This is a genomic window from Pseudomonas sp. NPDC090592, assembly GCF_044769185.1.
GTDB lineage: Bacteria > Pseudomonadota > Gammaproteobacteria > Pseudomonadales > Pseudomonadaceae > Aquipseudomonas.
On record NZ_JBIVXJ010000014.1, the window covers coordinates 94,845 to 115,300 of the forward strand.

The following is a 20,456-nucleotide window of genomic DNA, read 5'->3' on the forward strand; positions in this document are numbered from 1 at the left end:
TTTGTGTCATAAATTGACGACGATAGATATCTGACAGATAATCAGAAACAAGATTTTTTGCATGCTAGGGTGAGGCGATGGGGTTGTTCAGTTCAGGGAAGAAAGCCGCGAAATTCGCGTTCGTCACCATGCCGATGGCGGCACTGGGCGTGAATCAGCTGCGCATGGGCAACCAGCACATCAAGGCACTTTGGCGGTCCAACTTCAGCCCGGCTTGCCCCGAATGCGAGCGGGGTGTGCTGACCAAGGCAGACGATGATCATCAGGAGTTCGAGCAGGGGCCGAAGGGCAAGATGCGCGTGCTACACAGCTGGGGTTGCAACAACTGTGACTTTGCCTTGCTCGAAGAAGATGACGTCAAGCAGGTCAAGGCGCATGCCGCACGCTACCGCAATGAGCGGGTCAAGGCGCAGCTGACCACCATCGAGCGTGAGGAGATCGACCGGATTGCCCGTAGCCACCGGCTGCACTCCCGGGCGTTCTTCATTGCCAGCTTGTTTGCGATTGCCGGCTTCGTCTACATGCTGGCGACCGGCGCAGGCATTCTGGTTGCCCTCAACTGGTTGTCGATGGGCTTCGCACTGTGGGTATTCGGCATGAAGAAGTCCTATCGCAGCTGGCAGGTCGCCAGCGGGCAGCTGTTCGTCGAGGGTGCGTTCTGGTTCTGGTTCCAGCATCAGAAATGGATCATCTGACCATGGCACGCAACCGGCTCCAGTGGCTGTTCGCCGCGCTGATGTGCTGCTCTGTGCAGGCATTGGCTGATGACTTCTACGCCGTGCGGCCGGCGGACATCGACTGTGTCGTCCAGGCCGCCCAGCGCCAGGGCGTACCGGCCAACGTGTTGCTGGCCATCTCCAGCAAGGAAAGCGGCAAGAACGGGCAAAGCGTGTCGAACCGCAACGGCAGCTTCGACCTTGGCCATTTCCAGATCAATACCACCCACTGGGGGCCGAAAGGCGTGTTTGCTGCGTACCCGGCGATTACCAAGTCCGATGTGGCCTGGCGGGGCTGTTACAACGCAGAACTGGCGGCATGGCTGCTGCGCCAGAAGCTCGACGAAAACAACGGCCAGGACTTCTGGACCCGCGCCGCCAACTACCACTCGCGTACCCGCAAATTCAACGACATCTACAAGAAAGACCTGATCCCGCTGGCGGTGAAATGGGGCAAGTACCTCGAGCGGCAGCGCCACGCCCGCCTGGTGGTGAGCTACCAGTAAGGCCGGCCGCCACAGGTTGCCGAGGCACCTGGGCAAGGGTTACCCCGGGTCGATGAACAAGACAACTTCAGGAGTTTTTTACATGAAAGGAATGCTCATGGGTGCACGCGCCTGCAAGGCTGGTGGTGTGCTGCTGGCACTGTTTGCGCTGGGTGGTTGTGCAAGCTCGGCCAAGCCTACGACCGAAGACACCGAGGCGTTTGCCAGCCGGATCATCGCCGACAAGGTATCGGTCGCGGTCAACTCCCAGCACACCTATGTTTCGCGGCTGAATGCCGACCGTGTGCAGGCGGCCTCGCGACAGGCTGCTGTGGACACCGACCAGGTCGACATCGACTTCATCGGTAAGCCCCAGGAGCTGCTGCAGACCTTCGCCAGCCGTTATGGCTATGCCTATGTCGAGAGCGGCAAGCGCGTCGACCTCAAACCCATCAATGTGTGGGTGCGCAAGGCAACGCCGATCAACGTGCTGAAGGATGTCGGGGCGCAAATCGATACCGGTGCCGATGTGGTGCTGGACAAGAGCACCAATACGCTGCGCCTGATCTACAAGCCGGTACCGCTGGCGCTGGGGAGGGGCTGAACATGGCAATGGACATGCCCCCGATGACCCTCGAGGACGCCGAGCGCCTCTATGACAAACCCGCCTACGTTCAGCAGCAGGGTGAAGCCGGCGACGCCCGTTCGGCGATCGAAGCCATGCGCGACGAGAAGAACCAGGCATCGGCCGCCCGTGGTGAAGCCATTCTCGATGCGGCATTGCAGGTGGGAGTGAAGGCTGGCCTGGCGTGGCAGCTGACCAATATCAACAGCGCCCTTAAGCTGCGCGAGCGCGAGTTCGACACGGTCTACGACTTCAGCAGCCTGATGATCCAGGATCGCGTGGTACCGCCGGTGATCACCGAAGCGCGCCACCTGTACAACCAGGAGGGCGACTACACGCTGCGCTTGTCTGGGGCAGCCTACAAGATCGAGTCGCAGGCGCGCTTCTCTTCGGTGCCGCCCAGCTGGCGCGAGTACCTGAGCTTCCCGCTGCCGAGCTTCGACCGCACTTCGCTGGTGTCGGCACTGGTGCCGCGTTCCGATGAGGAAGAGCGGGTGTGGAAGCTGGCGGTACGTGAAGGCTGGCAACAGGGCGTCGAGCAGGCGAACCTGATGCTGACCTACGGCTTCGACCGGATGAACCGCGATATCGATGGCATGCGCCGTTTCAGCGAGTTTGCCCGTCACGGCCAGGTCACCATGCCGATCATTTCCGGTGCGGCGATCCCGGTTACCAAGGAGGGGCGCACGATGGCAGTGGACGAAACCCTGTTGCGCATCACTGCCCTGCCAGCGTTCAACGACAACATGAACGTGTGGCGCAGTTCGATCGCCACCTCCACCATTGCCAACCCGCCACACCGTGCGCCGGTAAACCGCGCCGGCAGCCCGGCGCCGTCGCCAGCGCCTGCCCGCCAGCCGGCAGGGGCCGAGGCCTTCGCCGCGCCAGCGGGAGGCCAGGTGCACGCCCAGCCTGCGGGCGCTGAAGGCGGGCGGCAATGAAGCAGGACTTTCACGACGACGTGATGATGCTGGAGCCGGGTGCGATGATCGAGCGCCTGGAGCGCCTGACCAGTTACGAAGACCCGTTTCGTTTTGATCGCGCCGACCAGTTCAAGGCAATGATGCTGGAAACCCTGACCCATGGGGTCAGTGACATCTTCATCCAGCCGGCACTGCCGGTGGTGGTGAAGAAGTACGGCAAGATGTATGCGGTGACCCGGCGTGCGCTGGATGTCGGGGAAGTCAACGAACTGCTGAAGATGGCGGCCAACCGGGATACCGCCACCACCGATATCGTCTCTGGCACGGCGGTCAACGAGCGCTACGAGTTGTTCGACCCGCAGCGCAAGGATGCCCGCGGCGCACGCCTGCGGTATGCCTACCGGGTGAACGCCTCGCCCATCGCCTGCCATGGCGATACCTCGTGCCAGATCGTGATCCGGGCCATTCCCGACGACCCGCCACGCATCCAGGATGTGGGGCTGAGCGAGGAAATCGTCAGGATGGCCACGCCGCGCGATGGCATCGTCTACATCGCTGGGGCTACCGGCCATGGCAAGACCACCACGTTTGCTGCCATCAACCGCTTCATTCTGGAAAACGACACGCCGATCAAGGGCAACCTGATCAGCCACGAAGAGCCGATCGAGTTCACCTACGACAAGGTCCAGAGCAAGCATTCGATCTTCGTGCAGTCGCAGATTCCCACGCACTTCAAGGACTTTTACCGAGCGAACCGTGAGGCCATGCGGCGTGCGCCGGGCCTGTGCGTGATCGGCGAACTGCGTGACCAGGAAACCATTCGCGCAGCGGTGGAGCTGTCGCTGACCGGGCACCCGGTGTTCGGCACGGTGCACGCCAAGGATGTGGCAGCGATCATGCGCCGCATGATTTCGCGCTTTCCCGAGCAGGAGCGGGCCACGGCGATCTACGACCTGGTCGACACCAGCCGTTTCATGATGGCGCAGAAGCTGGTGCCAACGGTTGATGGCAAGCGCACTGCTGCGCGCTCGTGGCTGCGGTTCACCGAGCAGGTGCGCGACAATTTGATGGACCTGACCGACATGGGCCGGGTAACCCAGCGGGTCGCCGAGTTCGTGCGTGAAGAAGGGCATACCTTTGCTGCCGAGGCGGATCGCCTGCTGGCCGCGGGCCTGATCAGCGAGGCGACTGCCCGCGATCTGCGCCACGGCTGAGGGGCTGGCTGCCCACCAATGCTGACTGCAACGATTTTACGGAGAGGTTATGGCAACAGGACGGTATCACTGGAGCAGATGCGCTCCACCCGCACGATTTTTCGTGATCAACGCAAGCGCCGCCTTGCCGTGGCTGATGTTGCTGCTGGTGCCGGCGCTGTGGAAGTTTTTGCTGCCCCTGGCCCTGTGCATGACGTTCGCTCTGGTCTACATCGAGGTGGTGAAGAAAATGACCGTGCGCGCGGTTTGCCGCCGAGCCGCAGTGTTCATGGTGGGGCGAGTGCGTACCACGCACAACTTGCTCAAGGAACTGGCCAGGTAGCTGGCAGGACAGACATGACCGGCAGCAACTTTGTGGCGGCCAGAGGAGGAATTGAATGAAGCAACAGGGAGGTGGGCAGAAAAGCTTTACCTGGGATGACCCCGCCATTTTGCTCGGGATCATGGCGGTGCTTTACCTGGGCGGGTGGGGAGCCTGGTACTTCGCCCATGACAAGATTGCCAAGGCGTACACCTACATTCGTTACGTGGAATTGTGGGTGCCTAGCGTGTTGGGAGACTTCGCGGCACTTCCTGGTATCGCCTCGATCAACCAGTGGGTCGGGCGCATGTGTGCGCCGGATGGCATCATCGGCGCCTGCCAGCGCGATTTTTCCAGCGTGGCGTGGGGTGAGATCACTTCGTCGTCGCTGCTCATCAACGGTTTTTTCCTGGTGCTGATCGTGACCCTGTCGGTGCGCATGTTCCTGCGTATCAACAAGACCCACCCCAAGCTCAGGTTCACCAAGACCCACAACATCAAAAGCTTCGTTCAGGAGAACAAGGCGCAGTACCCGCACCTACGCATGTTCGCCGAGCTCGACCTGATCGCCCAGCCGCTGGACCACCCGGTGTTTGGCATGTCGCAGACATCGCGCCAGTTCGCCTACCAGCACTTGCTGATCAGTGGCTGGCAGGCGCAGTCGGATCGCAGCTGGGCGCCAACCCTCGATCGCGAGAAAACCACCGAGGTGATGCGTCGCCAGCTGGGCCAGCACTGGACCCGGGTAGCCAACCTGACGCCGGCAGAAACCCTGCTGGTGGCGATCGCTTTGCCGCGAGTGATTGCCACCGATACGGCGCTGGATGACAGCGCCTTCAAGGCGGCGATGGCTGACAGCGACTACATGGTTGCCTGGTGCTGGGATCAGTTCAAGGCGCCTGTCGGCAAGGCCGCGCAGGATGGCGAGCCTTATGCCTGGCTGAAGCCCGACGTGCCGCTGGAGGTGCCGCGGGCGATCATCCAGAAATACATCAAGCACCCCAATGCCAGCGCGATCCTGCATGCGCATGCATTCGTCCGTACCATCATCTTCGCCATGTTCTTCCAGGCGCGCCGCCTGGGTGTGCTGCCGCCGGCGGAAATGCGCTGGCTGCGCTTCTACGACCGCGACATGTGGTACGCCCTGCAGACGATCGGGCGCCAGGCCGGGTTCCCGGAAGCGCCGGGGATCCTGTCGCACTTCCTGTATGAGTGCAAGGCGGGTGTATCGCTGGCAGAACCGCAGCTGGACAAGGCGGTCAACGGGCTTGAGCTGGCGATGTCGGTGTACAAGTATTCCGACGCAGACAAGCAGCGCTATGAGGCCATGGAGCAGGACAGGCATGCAGCCAGGCAAGCTTCGGCGATGGATGAAGGAGCAGCCTGAGGCCTTGGCCTTCAGGGTTTGAGTAGCATCAAAGGGCCATCTATAAAGATGGCCCTTTTTTGTTTTTTTGGTGCCTTTTTTTGCTTTTTTGTTAGAATACGGTCGTATTGGATTCTTAATAGGGACATCGAGCCATGAAAGGTGTGATTGCAAGACCTGTCGCCATGCTGGCGGCGCTGGCGGCGGGGGTTTCAGTCGCCCATGCCGCCCCGGCACAAACGGCGGACCTCTCTTCCTTCATCACCGCTCAAGGTGCCGCCTCGGCTAACCCCGCCTTGCAGGAGCTCGATGACCTGACCGCACAGCGGGTATCGCGCTATGGGCGCATTGTCAGTGCCCGCCCGGTCGGCCTTGGCGGGCTGACTGCCTGGACCGTGGAAAAGAACGGCCATCAGGTGGTGTTGTTCAGTACCCCGGACTCTGCAGTGCTGTTCACCGGCGTGGCCTGGAATGCCGAAACAGGCCGCAACATCTCCGATGCCTTCTTGCCTGGCGCAGCCCAGGCTGCCATCGCGCCCCCTGCTGCCGCCGCCGTCGCTGCCGCGCCCGCTGCGCCCACAGTACCCGCAGCCCCGCAGATGTCGCCCGTTGAAGCACCGAGCGTGCGCGAGGCCGCGGCCATGGATGGCAGCTTCAAGGGGGCGATCCCGGAGTCGATGAAGACCGTTGACTCCCTGGCAGGGGTCAAGGAAGGCAAGGGCGGTATCGGCGATACCGTCTACATCATCATCGACCCACGCTGCCCGTACTGCCGCGAAGCGTACAATTTGACCCGGGCATACGCAGCCAAGGGCCACTCGATCAAGTGGATCCCGTCGGCAGCGCTGGGTAACCCGGCAGACGGCGTACCGCTGGCGGCCACCATCCTGCAGACCAAGGACCAGCAGATGCTGGCGCGGGTGCTGGGCAAGCATGAGCAGGTGCGCTCCGAGCCATCGCCAGAGACCGTCGAACAACTGAGCACCAACCTGGCGTTCCTGTTCGCCGCATTCGAACACAACGGCAAGGAGCAGGCGGGCGTGCCGGCTGCATTCTTCATTGATCACCGTACAGGGAAGCCAAGGATGATGACCGGCCTTTCGCAGGCGGTCGTGCTTGAAGACATCTTTGGAAAACTTTAAGGAGCAAAGTACATGAAAGCCAAAGCGCCGAACTTCGAGTTCGATCCCAGCATCCGCATCTTCGGTTCCGGCGAGCACCTGCTGGTGGTGTTCGACAGCCAAAGCCCCCATGACGCACAGCGGGCTACCCGTACCGTGCGTATTGCCAGGGCATTCCAGCAGCTGTCGCTGGTCGTTTCCGGTTTTGATGCGGTCGAAGACGATGGCCATCAGCGGGTGTTGAAAGGCAGCGTCAGCCTGGCGATCCAGGGCGATGCCGGGGTGCAGGCCAATCATGAGCTGGCTGCCTTGCAGCTGGTGTTTCATGCCGAGGCAGATCGCAAGGGGGCGCTTACCCACATTGACCCTGCCTTGGTGGGCTACACGGTGCGCCAAGCGCTGTCGCAGTGCCTGAACGAAGCCCTGAACGATTACTTCCAGCGCGAAGAAGCTGAAAGGGCGGGCGTGCCGACAGAAGTATTTCAGCCGCTGTCCATGGCTGCGCCGCAGTACCCGAGTGCAGCGCCACAGCCCTCGCGCAAAGCCCTGCGCGAGCAGGCTGCGAGCGATGCCGAGCGCCAGGCCAGATCGCGCCGGCGCAAGACCGCGATGGCCTGGCTGGTACCGCCTTTGGTGGTAATTGCAGTGATGGCGACCCTGTCTCATCTTGCTTCCTCCCAGTCGCCGATTGAAAATGCTGTCGCGCAGCAAATGGCGAACGACCCGGAGTCGATCAAGGCGCAGGTGGAACTGACCAAGCAGACCCTGCAGTCCATGGGGCTTGATCCTGGTCAGGGCGGTGACATTGGGTGCCTGGCGCCGCAATGATTGCCATTGCTTCCTGCTTCACGGATGGGGTATGTCTTTCGCTGGTTTGCGGGCGCGTAGAATGGCGGGGAACCCTCTCGCGTCGCCCGGATGCAGCCTTGCGGTGCCGAAGGAGGATCTTTTCCAGGATTGGAGAATGAGAGCGGTCCGGGCCCACGAAGCCTGGCGCCGCTGTTCTGCTTGAGCGGGGTGTTCGTCCCTGTGCAGGCACATCAAGACTTTTTTGGATTGTAAATCTTAGGTACGTATATGCGACCAGCGAATGAAGTTAAAGACGGGGCCAAGTTATTGTCCCTTGCCCAGGGCCTGAGGTCGCTGCTGGTCCCCTCGCCAGATGTACTGGCAGACACCGTCAAAGAGTTGCATCCGTTGGTGAACCTGTCGGACAAGGTGCTGCCGTTGAAGTCGTATTTCAACATGGTCCAGGATATCCAGCGGGCCAAGCATACCCAGGCCGCCATGCGCGCCGCCGACGAGCCGCTGAGCCGCGAGGCGATTCAGCAGGGCGTGTCGCGCAAGCTGTGCACCGAAGACATCTTCATGGTTGCGTGTTCATTTCTGGAAGTGGAAATTGCCAAGCAGGGCTCGGTGTACTACCTGAGCGGCGAATCACCAGATTTCAAGGAAACCAAGAAGAACCGAAACCCGCTCGACTTGTCCGATGAAGTCGTATTGAAGAACCTCTCCAGTGGCCTGGCGCGTCCGGACACCGATCGCGGGGCGGTGGAGCGGGGGCAGATCGACAGCGGGTTCAACCACCTGGTGCGGCTGAATCAGCTGCACAACCTGATGGTGGAGTCGGTGCGCTTGATGAAGGCGGACGAGCGCCTGACCAAGGTCGATATCCGCAAGAAATTCAACATTTCGCACACGGACTACGAGCGCATGATGTCGATGGCGCGCCGTTCGGGGTTGATTTCGTTCCGCAACCGCAAGAAAGACCCGTCCAACGCCTACACCTTGCGCAATGACAACCATGAACGAGTGTCTGAACACGCCAAGAACTTTGGCCACACGCCGCAGAAGATGCTGAACAAGATTCTGGATGACTTCTTCGGGATGCTGGAAAAACGCAAAAAGCACGAGGACTGATTTACATGGGGATCCAGGGCCATAAGGATGTCGGGCCAGCAATAAGTGCAGAGGAGCGGGCCCGTGTAGCGCGGGCGGCCAGGCAGGTGGTGGGGTATGCCAACTTTCTGCGCTGGACGGCGAACTTCAAGCGGGACGAAGTGCTGCGCCACCCTGGGCATGACCGTGTGATGCTGCTCTCGCCCATGCAAAGTGGGCGCTTCAGTTTCGCCCTCGAGGGCGACACCTTGTATGTGGGCGTGCAGCCGTTCGAGGTTGCCTGGGTTTCGTGCATGCCGTTCGAGGCTGCCTACGTTTCTGACCGGCTGTACCTGTCGGTCGAGGGCGTGAACTTCATGGATTCGCGCATGCCACCCCTGGCGCTCGGCATTTTCGTCGACGAGGGTGGCAAGCGTGCGCGCATGGCCGCTGCCCGTTTCGTTCAGTTCGTGCAGGTGATGGTGCGTGACGGCTATGTGGTCGAGGTGGGCGAACCGTGTGGCGAGCCTGTCCCGGTGCGCCCGGGCGATGTGGTGCGCCAGTTGCGCGACACCCGCCAGGCGAAGGTTCAGCAGCAAGACATGGGGCGGTTCTTCTGACGCGCTCAAGCAGACTTTTCAAGTAAGGATACGTGCATGACCAAGTGCAGACTCATCCTGCCCGTGCTGGCCGCTGCGGCGATGGCGGGCTGTGTAACGACCGAGCAGATGCCTGACGGTACGACCAAGATCCGTTTCTCGGACGAGGCGGTCAGCTCGCTGACATCGATGATGCCCAGTGGCCTTGTCACTGGCGTTGCGGGTGGCGCGGGCAGCGGCGGGCTGGACCTGATACCGACCAAGAGCCAGACCGGCAGTGGTCTGTACCTGTATTTCAATGGCCGGTATGACTTCGCCTGCGCGAGCGCCTTGCTCTACAGTGCGAAATCCGGGCAAGACCTGGACAGCAATACCAATGCGTCATGCCGCGATGGCTATTTCCAGCGTCAGGCGGAACTGAGGCTGGCGGGCAACCCTTATGACAGGGCCGCGCCCACCTATGATGCGCGCAATCCGCCTGATGCTTACTGGGCCAGGCTGAAAGGCCAGACCATTGGCCAGCTGGCCGCTACCCAGCAGTTCACTACGCGCTTCACGGCGATTCCGCGCGTCGACAGCAATGGCAACATCACCATCACGCCAGGCTTCATGGGGGAGGGTAGTGGGCGCCATGTGGCCCTGGTGACCACCCCTCATCGCATTCCGGTTGTCATGGATGATGCCGGGTTCGCGGCGCAGATGCGCTCGAAGGCAAGCAAGCTCAATACCCGGTCCGGTGAGTGGACCACGTGCGATGCGGTACTTGCCTACAGTTCGACCGTGGACAGGGGGCGGCGCCCGGCAAGTATCGCGGCGAGCGAGTACTTGCAATATGAGGTGCAGTTCACCGTTGCTTCGATGTCGTGCCGTGATGGTATGCGCTCTTACAAGAGCGTTTCACAGCAGGCCGCCGCGCGCTGACCTGGATCGGTGGGGCGGTTTCGGCGGAGAGATGTACGGCGACTATGGCGCCGTATTCCAGGTATCGTCTGCTGCCGCCACTGCCTCGTCGATGCCTGAGGTGTGCCCATCTGCGGCGCTCAGCCAGTTCTGATTGAGGTTTGCCTGCTGCGCTGCGTGCTCGTGGGCAAATTCACGCTGCACGATAGCGTCTTCGATGCCGCTGACAAGCGCCGGTGAGGTAACGCCATATTCGCCCAGCAGGGTGCGTGAGGCCTCGGGTGGCAGCTGGTTGACGGCGCTGCGCAGCTGTTGGCCGTAATCGGCCAGCGCGGGCTGCTTGGCTATGACGATTTCCGCGGTTTGTGACGGGAAAACGGAGGCGGTGAAGCTCTGGAAATCCTGCGCGTTCGGCATGGTTGTGTCCTTACAGGCTGTACTCGTCGAGGTCCTCGCTGCGGGGCAGCGATGGATTGGCGTAACGGGCAAATGTCTTGTCGAGGTCGGCAGCCAGGTAGGCTTGTTCGCTCTGGCGTAAGACACGCTTCATGAAGTCGCCGTCCGAGGCCACTGCTAGCACCTGGTCGCGCAGGTTGGCCAGCAGCCCCTCTCGATCAGCCCGGGAGCCTGGCGTGTGATCGATCGCTTCGATAGCACCGGTCAGCGATTGGCGCAGGCCGGTTTCCGCTTCCCCCTTTTCGCTCGCGGCAGCGGCTTCGAAGGCCACGCTGCTGATCACGGCGCGATGGATGGCGGTGAATGCACTGACTTCGGCTGCACGGCTTTGCATGACTCGGTCGGTGCTCAGGGTGTGAGGCGGCGTATTGCGCAGCCACGCCGACTCTTGTTCAGCCAGTGTGTCGATCGTCTGCCGGATTTTCTGGCCGTCAGGGCCCTCCCGCAGCGCGGCTTGCGCTACGTTTTCAAGGCTGATTGCCGGGTTGCCAGAGGCCGCTATGGCCCTCTCCCGCATCGACCCGGCGCCGATCACGAATCGGCTGGCATCGCGTATTGATAGCTGCATCTATGTCCGTCATTTAATCACAGGGGCTTGAGCGCGCCCGAACCAGTCGGCATCCAGCAGCGTCTGCTTCCCTGCGCGGCTCGCCTTATTTACGTCGCGTAGGCTGATGCGGATCTCGTTTGATATTCCGCTGACGTGCTGTGGGTAAACCCTTACGAACCCTGCGGGTTCACATGCTCGATTGACCTTAGCATTTTTGCTGTCACATTTCTTGTGGATACGCTGGATAAATCGTCTTTTTGGTTACTTGAAGTATCCCTGTAGAGCTTGTCTCGAGCACGACAGAAGCATCGGTGAAAAAATCCCTTCCAGACCAGGCCGGCCACGCTCGAGCGCCCGTGGTATGGCGATTCCATCAATATTGAGCTGCCGCCCGGCTTCGCGTACGGCGCGATGCGCTCCATACCTCTCTGGTGGGCGCTGGGCAGCGAATAACAGCCCTGCATCATCATATTGACGCCTGAAAACCGGCGGCATGGCTTATGAAAGCAGTATCTGAAGAATGATCCATCCAGAAGGAAATCTTCTCTTGGTAGTGTGGAGGTTATCACGGTTTTTTACCATTTAACCCCTGATTTGATGGCTAAATGCCAATATTTACACGACTTTACATTTTACCTTGAAACCTTGATGGCATCAGCGTCTACAAGTACTGACCAGCCTGCCTGTGTGATTTGTTAGTTTTCTTTCATAACAATATTTTGATAAATCTGCGATTTCTGGTTTAAGATTGCCGGGCTTTTGATATCTGGTGGGTCGCAGCTTGTGGTGTGCGCAATGGCTCAGGCTCGAAAGCAACGCTGTGCAGGCACGCGCTTGCCGGGCTGCTCGACAGCTCAACTCAAGGACGACGGAGCATTCCAAGGGGAATTCGTCGCGAACGATTCAGATCAACCGTCCGCAACTCGATTCAGGTAGGTATTCACAAATGGCCCAGATGCCGTTTTCTCCATGCAGCGACCCCAGTGCCTGCACCGACCAGTCGGTCGCGATGCTTGACCGGATCTTCGGTCCGGTCATCTATTCGCTGGTCAATGGCACCGACCCCAACAAGGTGGAGGCTGGCGCGAACATCCTTGCCACCATGTTCGGTTTCTTCAACAGCGGCATCCTGATCATCGGCTCGCTGATCGTCTCGTACGTAGCAGTGATGGGGGTGACCAATACGGCCAATGACGGTGAGGCGATGGGCAAGAGCTGGTCGTCCCTGTGGACGCCGGTGCGGATCGTGGCAGGTGGCGCAGTGCTGCTGCCGACCACCAGCGGCTTCTCGTTCATCCAGCTGATCGTTCTGATGTTCTCGCTGTGGGGCATCGGCTTTGCCAATGGCACCTACAAGGCAGGCATGGCCATTGGCGTCCTGTCGGCAGACGGTATCGTTCAGGGCGTCAACCAGCCTGGCAACTTCTACGGGCTGCGCGATTTTGCGCGCCAGTACATTGCCGTTTCCTACTGCGCCAAGGCTGCAAATGCCATCTACGCAGGACCCACCCCGGCCGAAGCGCCGAAGGTCCAGTCCAAGAGCGAAAAAACCAGCCAGGGCGTCAGCAAGCAGGCTGCCGACAAGCGCATCGAAGTTGATGGCCGCTTCGAGTCGACCTTTCTCATCAAGGACCGCAATGCGGTGACCAACCTGGCCGGTGGCCAGCCTTTCTGTGGCACGGTGAAGCTGTCCACGTATGTGGCACAGACCAAATCCGACGCCATTCCCCAGGCCCTGGAGAAGGTGCGTCAGCAGGTGCAAGGGCAGAAGATCGAAGCTGCCAGCAACCTGATGGCAGACCTGGACAGCTGGGTCGACTCGTGGCCTGCGAGCATCAATGAGCCGGGTTGGGACAAAGTCGACTCCGACCGTTTCAACCAGATCGTGAAGACCTGGGAAAGCCAGATTGCCACTGCGCTCGTCACTGAGGTGAGCAACGAGCAGGGTGAAGTAGACAGTGGCCTCAAGGACTTTCTGAAAACCCTCACCGACGATGGCTGGGCAGCCGCTGGCGGCTGGTTCCAGCGGGTCGGTATGGTGCGAGGCCAGATTGCGGGCGTGCTGGCAGAGCCGGTCGGCTCGGTGGGCGCACCGTCCCTGGCCGGGTTGCCTGTGGATGCGCGTTACCTGCTTCTGAGCAATAGCGTGACCACTGTTACCGAAGCGATCAACAAAAAGGCTGAAGAGAAGGAGAGCTACACCAAGGCCAAGACCACCAAGCCGGAAGATCTTGCCAGCCTTATACCCAAGGACCCCAAAACCGACATCAACGTGGGGTCCTTGCGGGCAGACATGGACAGCAAGATGTCGTCGTTCGTCAACGGCATGATGCTGAATGTGGTCGAGATTGCCACGGGCGCAGGCAGTAACGGGCAGACGCCGCTTTGCGGAACCGCAGGGCAGATGGGCGGCTCGCTCAACCGCATGAAGTGTGTGGGTGACTACCTGAGCGTTGCGCGCGGCGGGATACTGCTTGCCGATGTCGCGATCAAGACCACGACCACGACCGTGCGCTTGCTTGCCGGTACGGTCTCCGCAGCCAAGATCATGGGTAACGGGTTTGAGGCCGACAAGATTGTCACCCCGCTTTGGGACTGGGTGATTGAAGTGCCCGTCAAGCAGCTTGCATTGATGGCCACTTACATCGAGCCTCTGGCCTTCTACTTTTCCGTGTTCCTTCCCAGCTTGCCCTACACGCTGTTCATGATCGTATTCGTCGGCTGGGTACTCGCCGTGCTGCAATCGATCATCGCCGCGCCGCTGTGGGCCGTCATGCACATGACGCCGGACAGAACGTTCGTGGGCTCGCAAACCCAGGGTTACCTGCTGCTGCTGTCGCTGTTCGCACGCCCTGCGCTGGCCATCCTGGGGTTGTTCGCGGCGGTGCTGGTCTCCGACCCTGTGATCGACTACATAGCCAAGGGCTTCTTTGCCATGCGAGGTGCGGTCGTCTCCTCGACGGGGGGCGTGGGTATGATTGCAGAGTTCCTGACCTTTGCCTGGTGGTTCATGGTATTCGGGCTGACCCTGCTGCCTGTGCTGTACATGATCTTTGGCCTGCCCCAGACCTTGCCCGACCAGGTGCTGAGCTGGATCGGCGGTGGCCTCGGCAGCATGGGTGAAACCAGCGCGACATCGGAAATGCGCCTTGGCGTCGCAGGTGTAGGCTCGAAGCTGCAGGGTTCTGGCTCGGGCATGCGCCTGGGGGGTGGACAGAAGAGGCTGTCATCCCCGGATGGCGACTCTCCTGACGGCGGCCCTGAAGGCGGTGGGCCCAAGGGTGGTGGGCCGCGTGGTGGCCCGGGGGGCAAGACGCCACTGCTTAGCGCGAACGGCCAGGGCGCCGGTGGTGCGGCCAAAGGGGGCGGTGCGAAAGGTGAGACCGCGTCGAATGACAGCCGTACGCTCGGCGAGAAACGCAGCGAAGCGGCTGGTGTCGCCTTGGGGCGGGTGATCGCCGGGGGCACCGCCTCAACAGCCAGGGCCATGCGCGGCGCGGGTAGTGCTGCTTTATCTGCGGGGCGGTCCGGTGTGGAGTCTTTCCGCAACGCTGGCTCCGCTTCCCTGGGTAACCGGATGCGTGGCGCGGTATCGGCTGGCGCACTGACTGCAGGTGCAGGCCTGGCCTCTGCCGCCAGTGCTGCCGGGGCTGATTACAAGCAGGCTTTTTCGACCGCGATGTCGGAGGGCAAGGCGGCTTACCACGAAGGTGCAGACGCCCGAATCGAGGCGTTCATGGCTTCGCTGCAGGGCGGGGCGCCTCCTGCCGGTAGTGACACGGCACAGGAACAGTCTGCAGCAGATGCAGGGGCGGAAAGTTCCGCCCCGCAAAGTCAATCGTTCAATGATGCCGCGCTACCCGCTGGAAGCGACTCGGCAGGCGACAAAGGCAGCGATGACGAACATCGATGAACGACAGAGTGGTCATGCCGTGCATGTATTGACACTGAGTGGGTGCAGTTACGGTCAGGCAATTTGCCAGCATGGGGCGGAATTTTCCCCGCAGCAGGTTGTCTTGGACGTTAGCGCGCAATCGTGTGCGTATCTTGAACACTGACCCGGATCGCTTGGCGGAGGCTTCGCATGGATGAGAATCAACTGGAAGACCAGCTTCGACGGCTTCTGATCGGCCTGGCGGACCAGGCTATCGTGCGTGGTGAGCAGTTTATCTACGATGGTGGTGAGCTGTACGCCGACGACGTGGCGGAAATCGGGCTGGTGGCGGTGCTGTGTATTGCCCAGGCATTGTCCGAGCGTGCGGGGTTGGGTGGGTTTGGTTATGAATTCCAGTTGGCTGCGCCTGCCAATCCGGTTTTTCCGATCCATGCCAGTGCTCCGCAGGTGCTGCCGGACTTCTTCAAGGTGGCGCCGTTTGTTTCGGCGGTTTTTCACAATGAAGTGCTGGGTGCCAGGCAGGATCTGACAATGCTGTACCGGGCTGCTGCTGAGCGGTTGCGGCGTGATGGCGAGCTGGGCGAGGGCTGACCGGGCAGGCAGTTCTGCAGGCCCTGCAACAGGCTTTGGGACCTTACATTTGGCATGCGGCAAGAGGATATGGATATGCAAGACGAAGACAGCAAAGGTGATGGCCAAGGTGCTGCCGTTGAGTTGCCCCCCGGCGTATTTCCACCGATGCCGGGCTACACCACTGCGGATCTTCTGGCGGTTGCCAACGCTCCTGTAGAGGCGATGCTCGAGGCGCAGGATATTGATCCCGGTTTGATCCGGGAAACCGTTATTGCACTGGCCGAACATTTGTATCGGGCATTCGAGAGGGACGACATCCAATACCAGATTGCCACGTGGTATCAGAAGCCGTATGACGAGCCCTGGATGCGCAAGCGCAGTGTCGAAATCATTGCCGAGCAGTTTGCCATCGTTACCGTGGAGGCGGCTGCGGACTCACTGGACGGGTCGCCGTTGCGGGGCTTGGGCAAGGCGTTTTTCGGTGATTTCATCGAGCAGGCGGGTGAGGCGGTAAAGGCCCATATTCTGAAGTTGAATGAAGGCTGACGCGTGCAGTTGTTCATAGGGATATGACATGAGTAAGACTGTGTACTTTAGCGTGTACTTTGACGGTACGGCCAATAGCAAGGACAACGACAAACCTTTGGGCAGCCACACTAACGTGGCCCGTCTTTATGAGTGTGATGCGGCGAAAGGTACCAACCTTTCCCGAAACTCCGGCCACGAGGCCGTCGCCTATGAGCCCGCACATTACCTGGGCCTGTCAGAAAAGATCTACTTTGACGGGGTGGGTAGCCATCAGCGCAGTACACCGATTGCGCTGATCGAACGTGGTACCGGGCGCGGCAGCGAGAACCGTATCGAGCAAGCCTACGAGGCCGTTGTCGCGTTTTGTAACAAGAACCATGATCTGCAGGTCGACCTGAACGTGATCGGCTTCAGCCGTGGCGCAGCGCAGGCCCGTGCCTTGGCAAACGTGATCATTGATCGGGGTGTACCTAAGCTTGATAGCCAGTGGAAAGCGACCCGGGAGTACCTGATTCCCCCTGGCCAGGCGCAAGTGAACAAACTTGCCATATTCGACACTGTTGCCTCCTATGGCGTGCCGATAACGGAAAGCCACACTGACAAGAACCTGGAAATAAGCAAGAACGTAAAGTCGACCACTCACCTGGTGGCCATGCACGAATACCGTACGACATTTCCGCTGACCAGCGCGTTGCGTAACGACGACAATTCAAGAACTGAAGAAGTGCGGTTCGCAGGCGCACACTCTCAAGTGGGTGGTGGCTACCGCAACGATTTGCTGGCTGCTGGTCCACTGGCCTTCATGTACGACCGTCTGAAGTCTGCAGGCGTCGAATTGGGCCCGTTGCCGCCGGAAGAAATGAAGCGTATCGAGCAATACAACGCTTTGATCAAACACCCTGACCGGTTGCAGGAGGCGTTGATCGACTCTCGATTGCTCAAAGGCAATGAGGCATTCAAGCGCGAGGCGAATGGGTCTTGGACAGTGCTCAACAATCGACCGTTTCCGACGGAGCGCGGCACGGCCAACGTGCTGGGGTGGAAGATCCTGGGGCCTCTGGACTGGCAGACAAAGCCTTTCGATCACGCGGTGAATGGCCGCAAAGTCATATTTGAAAATGATGGTTCGCGTGGCGAGCCAGTTATCCGACGTATCGGCAAGGAGCTAGGTCAGAACTTCTTAGGGTGGAGCGACAAGGTCGAAGGTTCTTCGTCGCTGCCTGACTACCAGCCCGATAGCAGCGTGAGCAGCACAGTAAAGGCTCGGAAAAAGCGGTTTGAGGCAGAGGAGGCCGAGCAGTCCAGGAGGCAGGTCGCAGAGCTGTCGTCATTGCTTGCGGACTCGAAGCCGAAGATCGAGCACATTCAACGGCTCGGCCTTGAAGAGGTACCGCTGCCAACCCCGAGCTTGCTGCCGAAGTATGCAGTGCTTCGCATCGACCACCAAGGCTCATCGGCCTTTGCTGACCTGGGCTTTGAGTATGAGGCCAGTCGCATTGTTGAAGAGGCCGGTGACTCTGCGCGCAATCGAGCCCCTCTGAGGATTGATGACCCGATCATGCTCCGCGACACCAACGGCAATGTGGTGGGCAGCCTGGAGGCCGCCTATGAGGCACCGGCCTTCGCGGCTGAGAGTGGTGTGCTGATCGCTGTCGACATGCAGCACGTGGCACAAGATGCGCAGGCAGGTTTGCTTCATGATGGCCTCAAGCAGGCCGCACAATGGATTGCCGAGCGGCCGGAAGGCCGTTTGACGGACGATTACGAAATTCCCGGGGAAGATGGCAAGCCGCTGGTGCGAGCCAGGGTTGCCTGCCCGGTTACCCCGGAGTTGCAGCGAACCGTTAGCTGGCAGGCTCCCGAGCCTTGACGGCCAGCCTGAGTGTCGTCGGCACATGAGTAAGGTTTTTTGCTGCCTGCTTGCTTAGAATGCATCTGTTGCCGGCGATGGTCGGCGAGTCAATCGGTAAGGGCGAGAAGATGAAAATCCACAAATATCAGCCAGGCACCTTCATCGAGGTCGATGACATGGCGGGTGGTCGTCGCGTGGGCATGGTCTGCAAGGACGGCGTGACATTTTGGGATTTGCTCGACGCCGAACACTGCACGCCGCTGACGATTCACCCTTCCATGAAACCGCAGGCGCTGGGTACCTTGGTCCAGTTCAGCCAGGAACAGGGCTTGGTCAATGCGCTGCAGGCGCTGATTGGTTCCCTGCAGGCAGCAGGGGATCCGCAGCTGAACGCCGACCCGCTCTTTGTCATGCGCGCGCTATGGTACCTGGCGAAGAAGCCCGCCGGGGCTGGCTGCGTTCCCGATCAGGCAACCCTGCTGTGGGCATGCGAGCAGGCTCGAGCCCAGGCCCAATCAGCTGCGCGCATTCACCAGCTGGCTGGGCAATACTGCTCTGGTTGAGCTTTTGTTTGTCAGTTTTCATGTTGGAAAATTGATCATCTGTTTATCAATAGAGTTGCTTTTCCCGTGGTCAGCTGTGGGCTGACCTTCCAAGGAGGAATTCATGCAAAATGATGAGAACACCGAGCGATCGTTTGCTGACGATAGCGAACTGCCGGATGGCGTGTTTGCGCCGATGCAAGGCTACAACCATCAAGACTTGCTCGCTGTTGCCCAGATCCCAACCCAGGCGTTCCTGGAGGCGCAAGATGTCGACCCCGGGTTGATTCGCGAAACCATCCTTGCACTGGTCTCCCACCTGTATGCGAAGTTGGAGGAGCAAGGTGTCGAGTACCAGATCGCAACGTGGTACCAGAAGCCTTACAACAGCCCTGACCAGCGTCTGCGCAGCGTCGCGAGCATGGCGGATGAATTTGGAGCGCTTGCACTTCGAGCCACGGCGGACTCTTTGCGTGGGTCGCCGCTGATGGCCAGGGGGCGCGTGTTCTGGGAGCCGCTGATCCATCAGGCCGGGGTTGCCATACGGGATCACATTCTGAAGCTGAATGTGCAGTGATCCTGCGCTCGTTCATAGGGGTACTGCCAACAACAAGGACAATGACCAGCCGAAGGGTGCAGCCGGCTCGCTGCATGCCCCGCAGTCAGTCCGGGCTTGGTGCGTCGGGCGTAGCCGGGTTGGCCAATTGGCGCTCATGCAGCGCTGCGTAGCCATCGACGGTGGCGCGCAGGGTCTGCAATGAATGACTCGAAATGGCGCCAGGGCTGTGTTGGGCGAGCGCTTCGTAAACGCTTTGGGGGGCGAGCCGGTGCACGCTGAAGGCTTCCTCCAGGGTGGCCTGCTCCACGGTTTGCCAATCCACCTGTGTCGCCAGTTCATCGCGCAGGGCGGCTGCCGCGTGCTTGCCGAACAGGTGCGCTACACCGGCTTTTGCTTCAAGCCCTGGCAGGGCTTCAATGCGTGCGCGCAGTTGTTCCTGGCGGGCCCGGCGCTGCAGGGCTGCATCCGGCGACGCCAGTTCCACCAGGATTTTGCCTACATTGGTAAAGCCTTCGCTGGCGAAGATTTCCGCCACTTTGCGTGAGCGCGCTTCCTCTCTGGGCAGGAATATCGCCATACCGTTTTCGTAGGGTGGCGGCAGGTCGCCCCAGTAGTGAGTGGCCTTGAAGTCGCGCAGGGCATCGAAAGCGTCAGCGAAGAAGGGGTCCTTGCTCACGGCGTAGATGGCGTACTCATCGTTCAGTTCGGCAGCGGCCTCGGCATCCAGGTCGTTGCGCACCAGGCGGCCGTGCAGAGCAACCGGTTGCTGCAACCGGGTAGCAATATGCCGGGCGGCGACGAAATGGTGCGAGCCGCCGCTGTTGGCCAGGTACAGGCCATCATCCCAGCCATACTGCACCATGAAGTCGCTGCTGCCATGCACGATGCCGATCTCCGGCCAGCGCAGGTTCTGCGCAAGCCCCTCCTGGCTCATGTCGCGGGTAAACGCCTGGCAGGTTTGCTCGGCCATCTGCTGCAGGGAGAAAAACCGGTACAGCTCGGATTTGGAGGCCGACAGGCCGGTCACATCACCGATGTCGCAGGTGAACCCGGCCTGGGTCTCGCTCTTGCCCAGCCGCGCCAGGGCGGGGATTTGCCGATGCTCGCTGTGAGAGTGGTCATTGATTGAGCGCCAGCCCCTGACCTCGCCGCTTTTACCGCTGCCATGGCCAAAGCCGATACGCTGCGCCCACTCATGCCAGCGAACCACACTCGATGCCGCGATGACGGCAGCGGTGTCATCCACCCGCATGCGTAACCGCGGGGTGTCGGCGATGACCCGGCGTAACCGGGCCGGGATGCCCAGGTCGTCCTTGACCGTTTCCAGAAACTTTTCAGCCAGTGTCCTGAAGCTCATGGCGCGACTCCCTTCA

Annotated in this window: 21 protein-coding genes; 18 read left to right on the forward strand and 3 right to left on the reverse strand. The window is 60.6% G+C overall.

The genetic code is table 11. The annotated features are described in order from the left end of the window. Nucleotides 1-77 precede the first annotated feature (77 nt). The 12 genes from ACIQUI_RS14805 to ACIQUI_RS14860 all read left to right on the forward strand — a co-directional run bounded on the left by ACIQUI_RS14805 (nt 78) and on the right by ACIQUI_RS14860 (nt 10,149). Complete coding sequence (locus tag ACIQUI_RS14805; protein WP_403199740.1) at nt 78-695, forward strand: hypothetical protein; 618 nt, start codon at nt 78-80, stop codon at nt 693-695. Continuing rightward, entirely contained in the window at nt 683-1,222 is a 540-nt protein-coding gene (locus ACIQUI_RS14810) for a transglycosylase SLT domain-containing protein (RefSeq protein WP_403199743.1), read from the forward strand. Before ACIQUI_RS14805 ends, ACIQUI_RS14810 begins: the two co-directional genes overlap by 13 nt. Nucleotides 1,223-1,304: 82 nt before the next feature. Further along, nucleotides 1,305-1,805: a DotD/TraH family lipoprotein gene (locus tag ACIQUI_RS14815; protein ID WP_403199745.1), complete on the forward strand. Its 501-nt coding sequence runs from the start codon at nt 1,305-1,307 to the stop codon at nt 1,803-1,805. A gap of 14 nt (nt 1,806-1,819) precedes the next feature. Continuing rightward, complete coding sequence (locus tag ACIQUI_RS14820; protein ID WP_403199747.1) at nt 1,820-2,767, forward strand: type IV secretory system conjugative DNA transfer family protein; 948 nt, start codon at nt 1,820-1,822, stop codon at nt 2,765-2,767. After that, nucleotides 2,764-3,963, forward strand: a complete 1,200-nt coding sequence (locus ACIQUI_RS14825; RefSeq protein WP_403199750.1) for an ATPase, T2SS/T4P/T4SS family — start codon at nt 2,764-2,766, stop codon at nt 3,961-3,963. Before ACIQUI_RS14820 ends, ACIQUI_RS14825 begins: the two co-directional genes overlap by 4 nt. Before the next feature lie 103 nt (nt 3,964-4,066). Further along, nucleotides 4,067-4,285: a hypothetical protein gene (locus tag ACIQUI_RS14830; protein ID WP_403199752.1), complete on the forward strand. Its 219-nt coding sequence runs from the start codon at nt 4,067-4,069 to the stop codon at nt 4,283-4,285. Between the two features lie 55 nt (nt 4,286-4,340). Next, nucleotides 4,341-5,651 (forward strand): type IV secretion protein, encoded by a 1,311-nt coding sequence (locus ACIQUI_RS14835; protein ID WP_403199754.1) that lies wholly within the window; start codon nt 4,341-4,343, stop codon nt 5,649-5,651. 134 nt (nt 5,652-5,785) lie between these two features. Then, a complete protein-coding gene (locus ACIQUI_RS14840) occupies nt 5,786-6,772 on the forward strand; it encodes a hypothetical protein (RefSeq protein WP_403199757.1) in 987 nt (328 codons plus the stop codon). 12 nt (nt 6,773-6,784) lie between these two features. Next, complete coding sequence (locus ACIQUI_RS14845) at nt 6,785-7,579, forward strand: hypothetical protein (protein WP_403199760.1); 795 nt, start codon at nt 6,785-6,787, stop codon at nt 7,577-7,579. 288 nt (nt 7,580-7,867) lie between these two features. Continuing rightward, nucleotides 7,868-8,671, forward strand: a complete 804-nt coding sequence (locus tag ACIQUI_RS14850; RefSeq protein ID WP_403199763.1) for a hypothetical protein — start codon at nt 7,868-7,870, stop codon at nt 8,669-8,671. 5 nt (nt 8,672-8,676) lie between these two features. After that, nucleotides 8,677-9,249 (forward strand): hypothetical protein, encoded by a 573-nt coding sequence (locus ACIQUI_RS14855; protein WP_403199766.1) that lies wholly within the window; start codon nt 8,677-8,679, stop codon nt 9,247-9,249. Between the two features lie 36 nt (nt 9,250-9,285). Continuing rightward, nucleotides 9,286-10,149, forward strand: coding sequence for a hypothetical protein (locus ACIQUI_RS14860; RefSeq protein ID WP_403199768.1), 864 nt, complete (start codon nt 9,286-9,288; stop codon nt 10,147-10,149). Between the two features lie 42 nt (nt 10,150-10,191). On the opposite strand, the gene ACIQUI_RS14865 is transcribed toward ACIQUI_RS14860, so the two are convergent. Together ACIQUI_RS14865 and ACIQUI_RS14870 are read right to left on the reverse strand one after the other, a co-directional pair. Continuing rightward, entirely contained in the window at nt 10,192-10,545 is a 354-nt protein-coding gene (locus tag ACIQUI_RS14865) for a hypothetical protein (RefSeq protein WP_403199770.1), read from the reverse strand. A gap of 10 nt (nt 10,546-10,555) precedes the next feature. After that, a complete protein-coding gene (locus tag ACIQUI_RS14870; RefSeq protein WP_403199772.1) occupies nt 10,556-11,152 on the reverse strand; it encodes a hypothetical protein in 597 nt (198 codons plus the stop codon). A gap of 928 nt (nt 11,153-12,080) precedes the next feature. Between ACIQUI_RS14870 and ACIQUI_RS14875 the strand changes: the two genes are divergently transcribed. The 6 genes from ACIQUI_RS14875 (at nt 12,081) to ACIQUI_RS14900 (ending at nt 19,101) form a co-directional block, all read left to right on the forward strand. Continuing rightward, entirely contained in the window at nt 12,081-15,047 is a 2,967-nt protein-coding gene (locus tag ACIQUI_RS14875; protein WP_403199775.1) for a DotA/TraY family protein, read from the forward strand. Nucleotides 15,048-15,218: 171 nt separating this feature from the next. Beyond that, nucleotides 15,219-15,620 carry a hypothetical protein gene (locus ACIQUI_RS14880; protein ID WP_403199778.1) on the forward strand — a complete coding sequence of 134 codons (402 nt, stop codon included), beginning with the start codon at nt 15,219-15,221 and terminating at the stop codon, nt 15,618-15,620. A gap of 75 nt (nt 15,621-15,695) precedes the next feature. Further along, nucleotides 15,696-16,148, forward strand: a complete 453-nt coding sequence (locus ACIQUI_RS14885) for a hypothetical protein (protein WP_403199781.1) — start codon at nt 15,696-15,698, stop codon at nt 16,146-16,148. A gap of 28 nt (nt 16,149-16,176) precedes the next feature. Further along, complete coding sequence (locus ACIQUI_RS14890; RefSeq protein ID WP_403199784.1) at nt 16,177-18,000, forward strand: phospholipase effector Tle1 domain-containing protein; 1,824 nt, start codon at nt 16,177-16,179, stop codon at nt 17,998-18,000. A gap of 59 nt (nt 18,001-18,059) precedes the next feature. Next, on the forward strand, nt 18,060-18,545 hold the full coding sequence (locus tag ACIQUI_RS14895; RefSeq protein WP_403199785.1) for a hypothetical protein: 486 nt from the start codon (nt 18,060-18,062) through the stop codon (nt 18,543-18,545). Between the two features lie 103 nt (nt 18,546-18,648). Further along, complete coding sequence (locus tag ACIQUI_RS14900; protein ID WP_403199787.1) at nt 18,649-19,101, forward strand: hypothetical protein; 453 nt, start codon at nt 18,649-18,651, stop codon at nt 19,099-19,101. Nucleotides 19,102-19,186: 85 nt separating this feature from the next. Here ACIQUI_RS14900 and ACIQUI_RS14905 read toward each other — a convergent pair whose 3' ends face one another. Continuing rightward, complete coding sequence (locus ACIQUI_RS14905; protein ID WP_403199790.1) at nt 19,187-20,440, reverse strand: DUF6685 family protein; 1,254 nt, start codon at nt 20,438-20,440, stop codon at nt 19,187-19,189. Between the last annotated feature and the right edge of the window lie 16 nt (nt 20,441-20,456).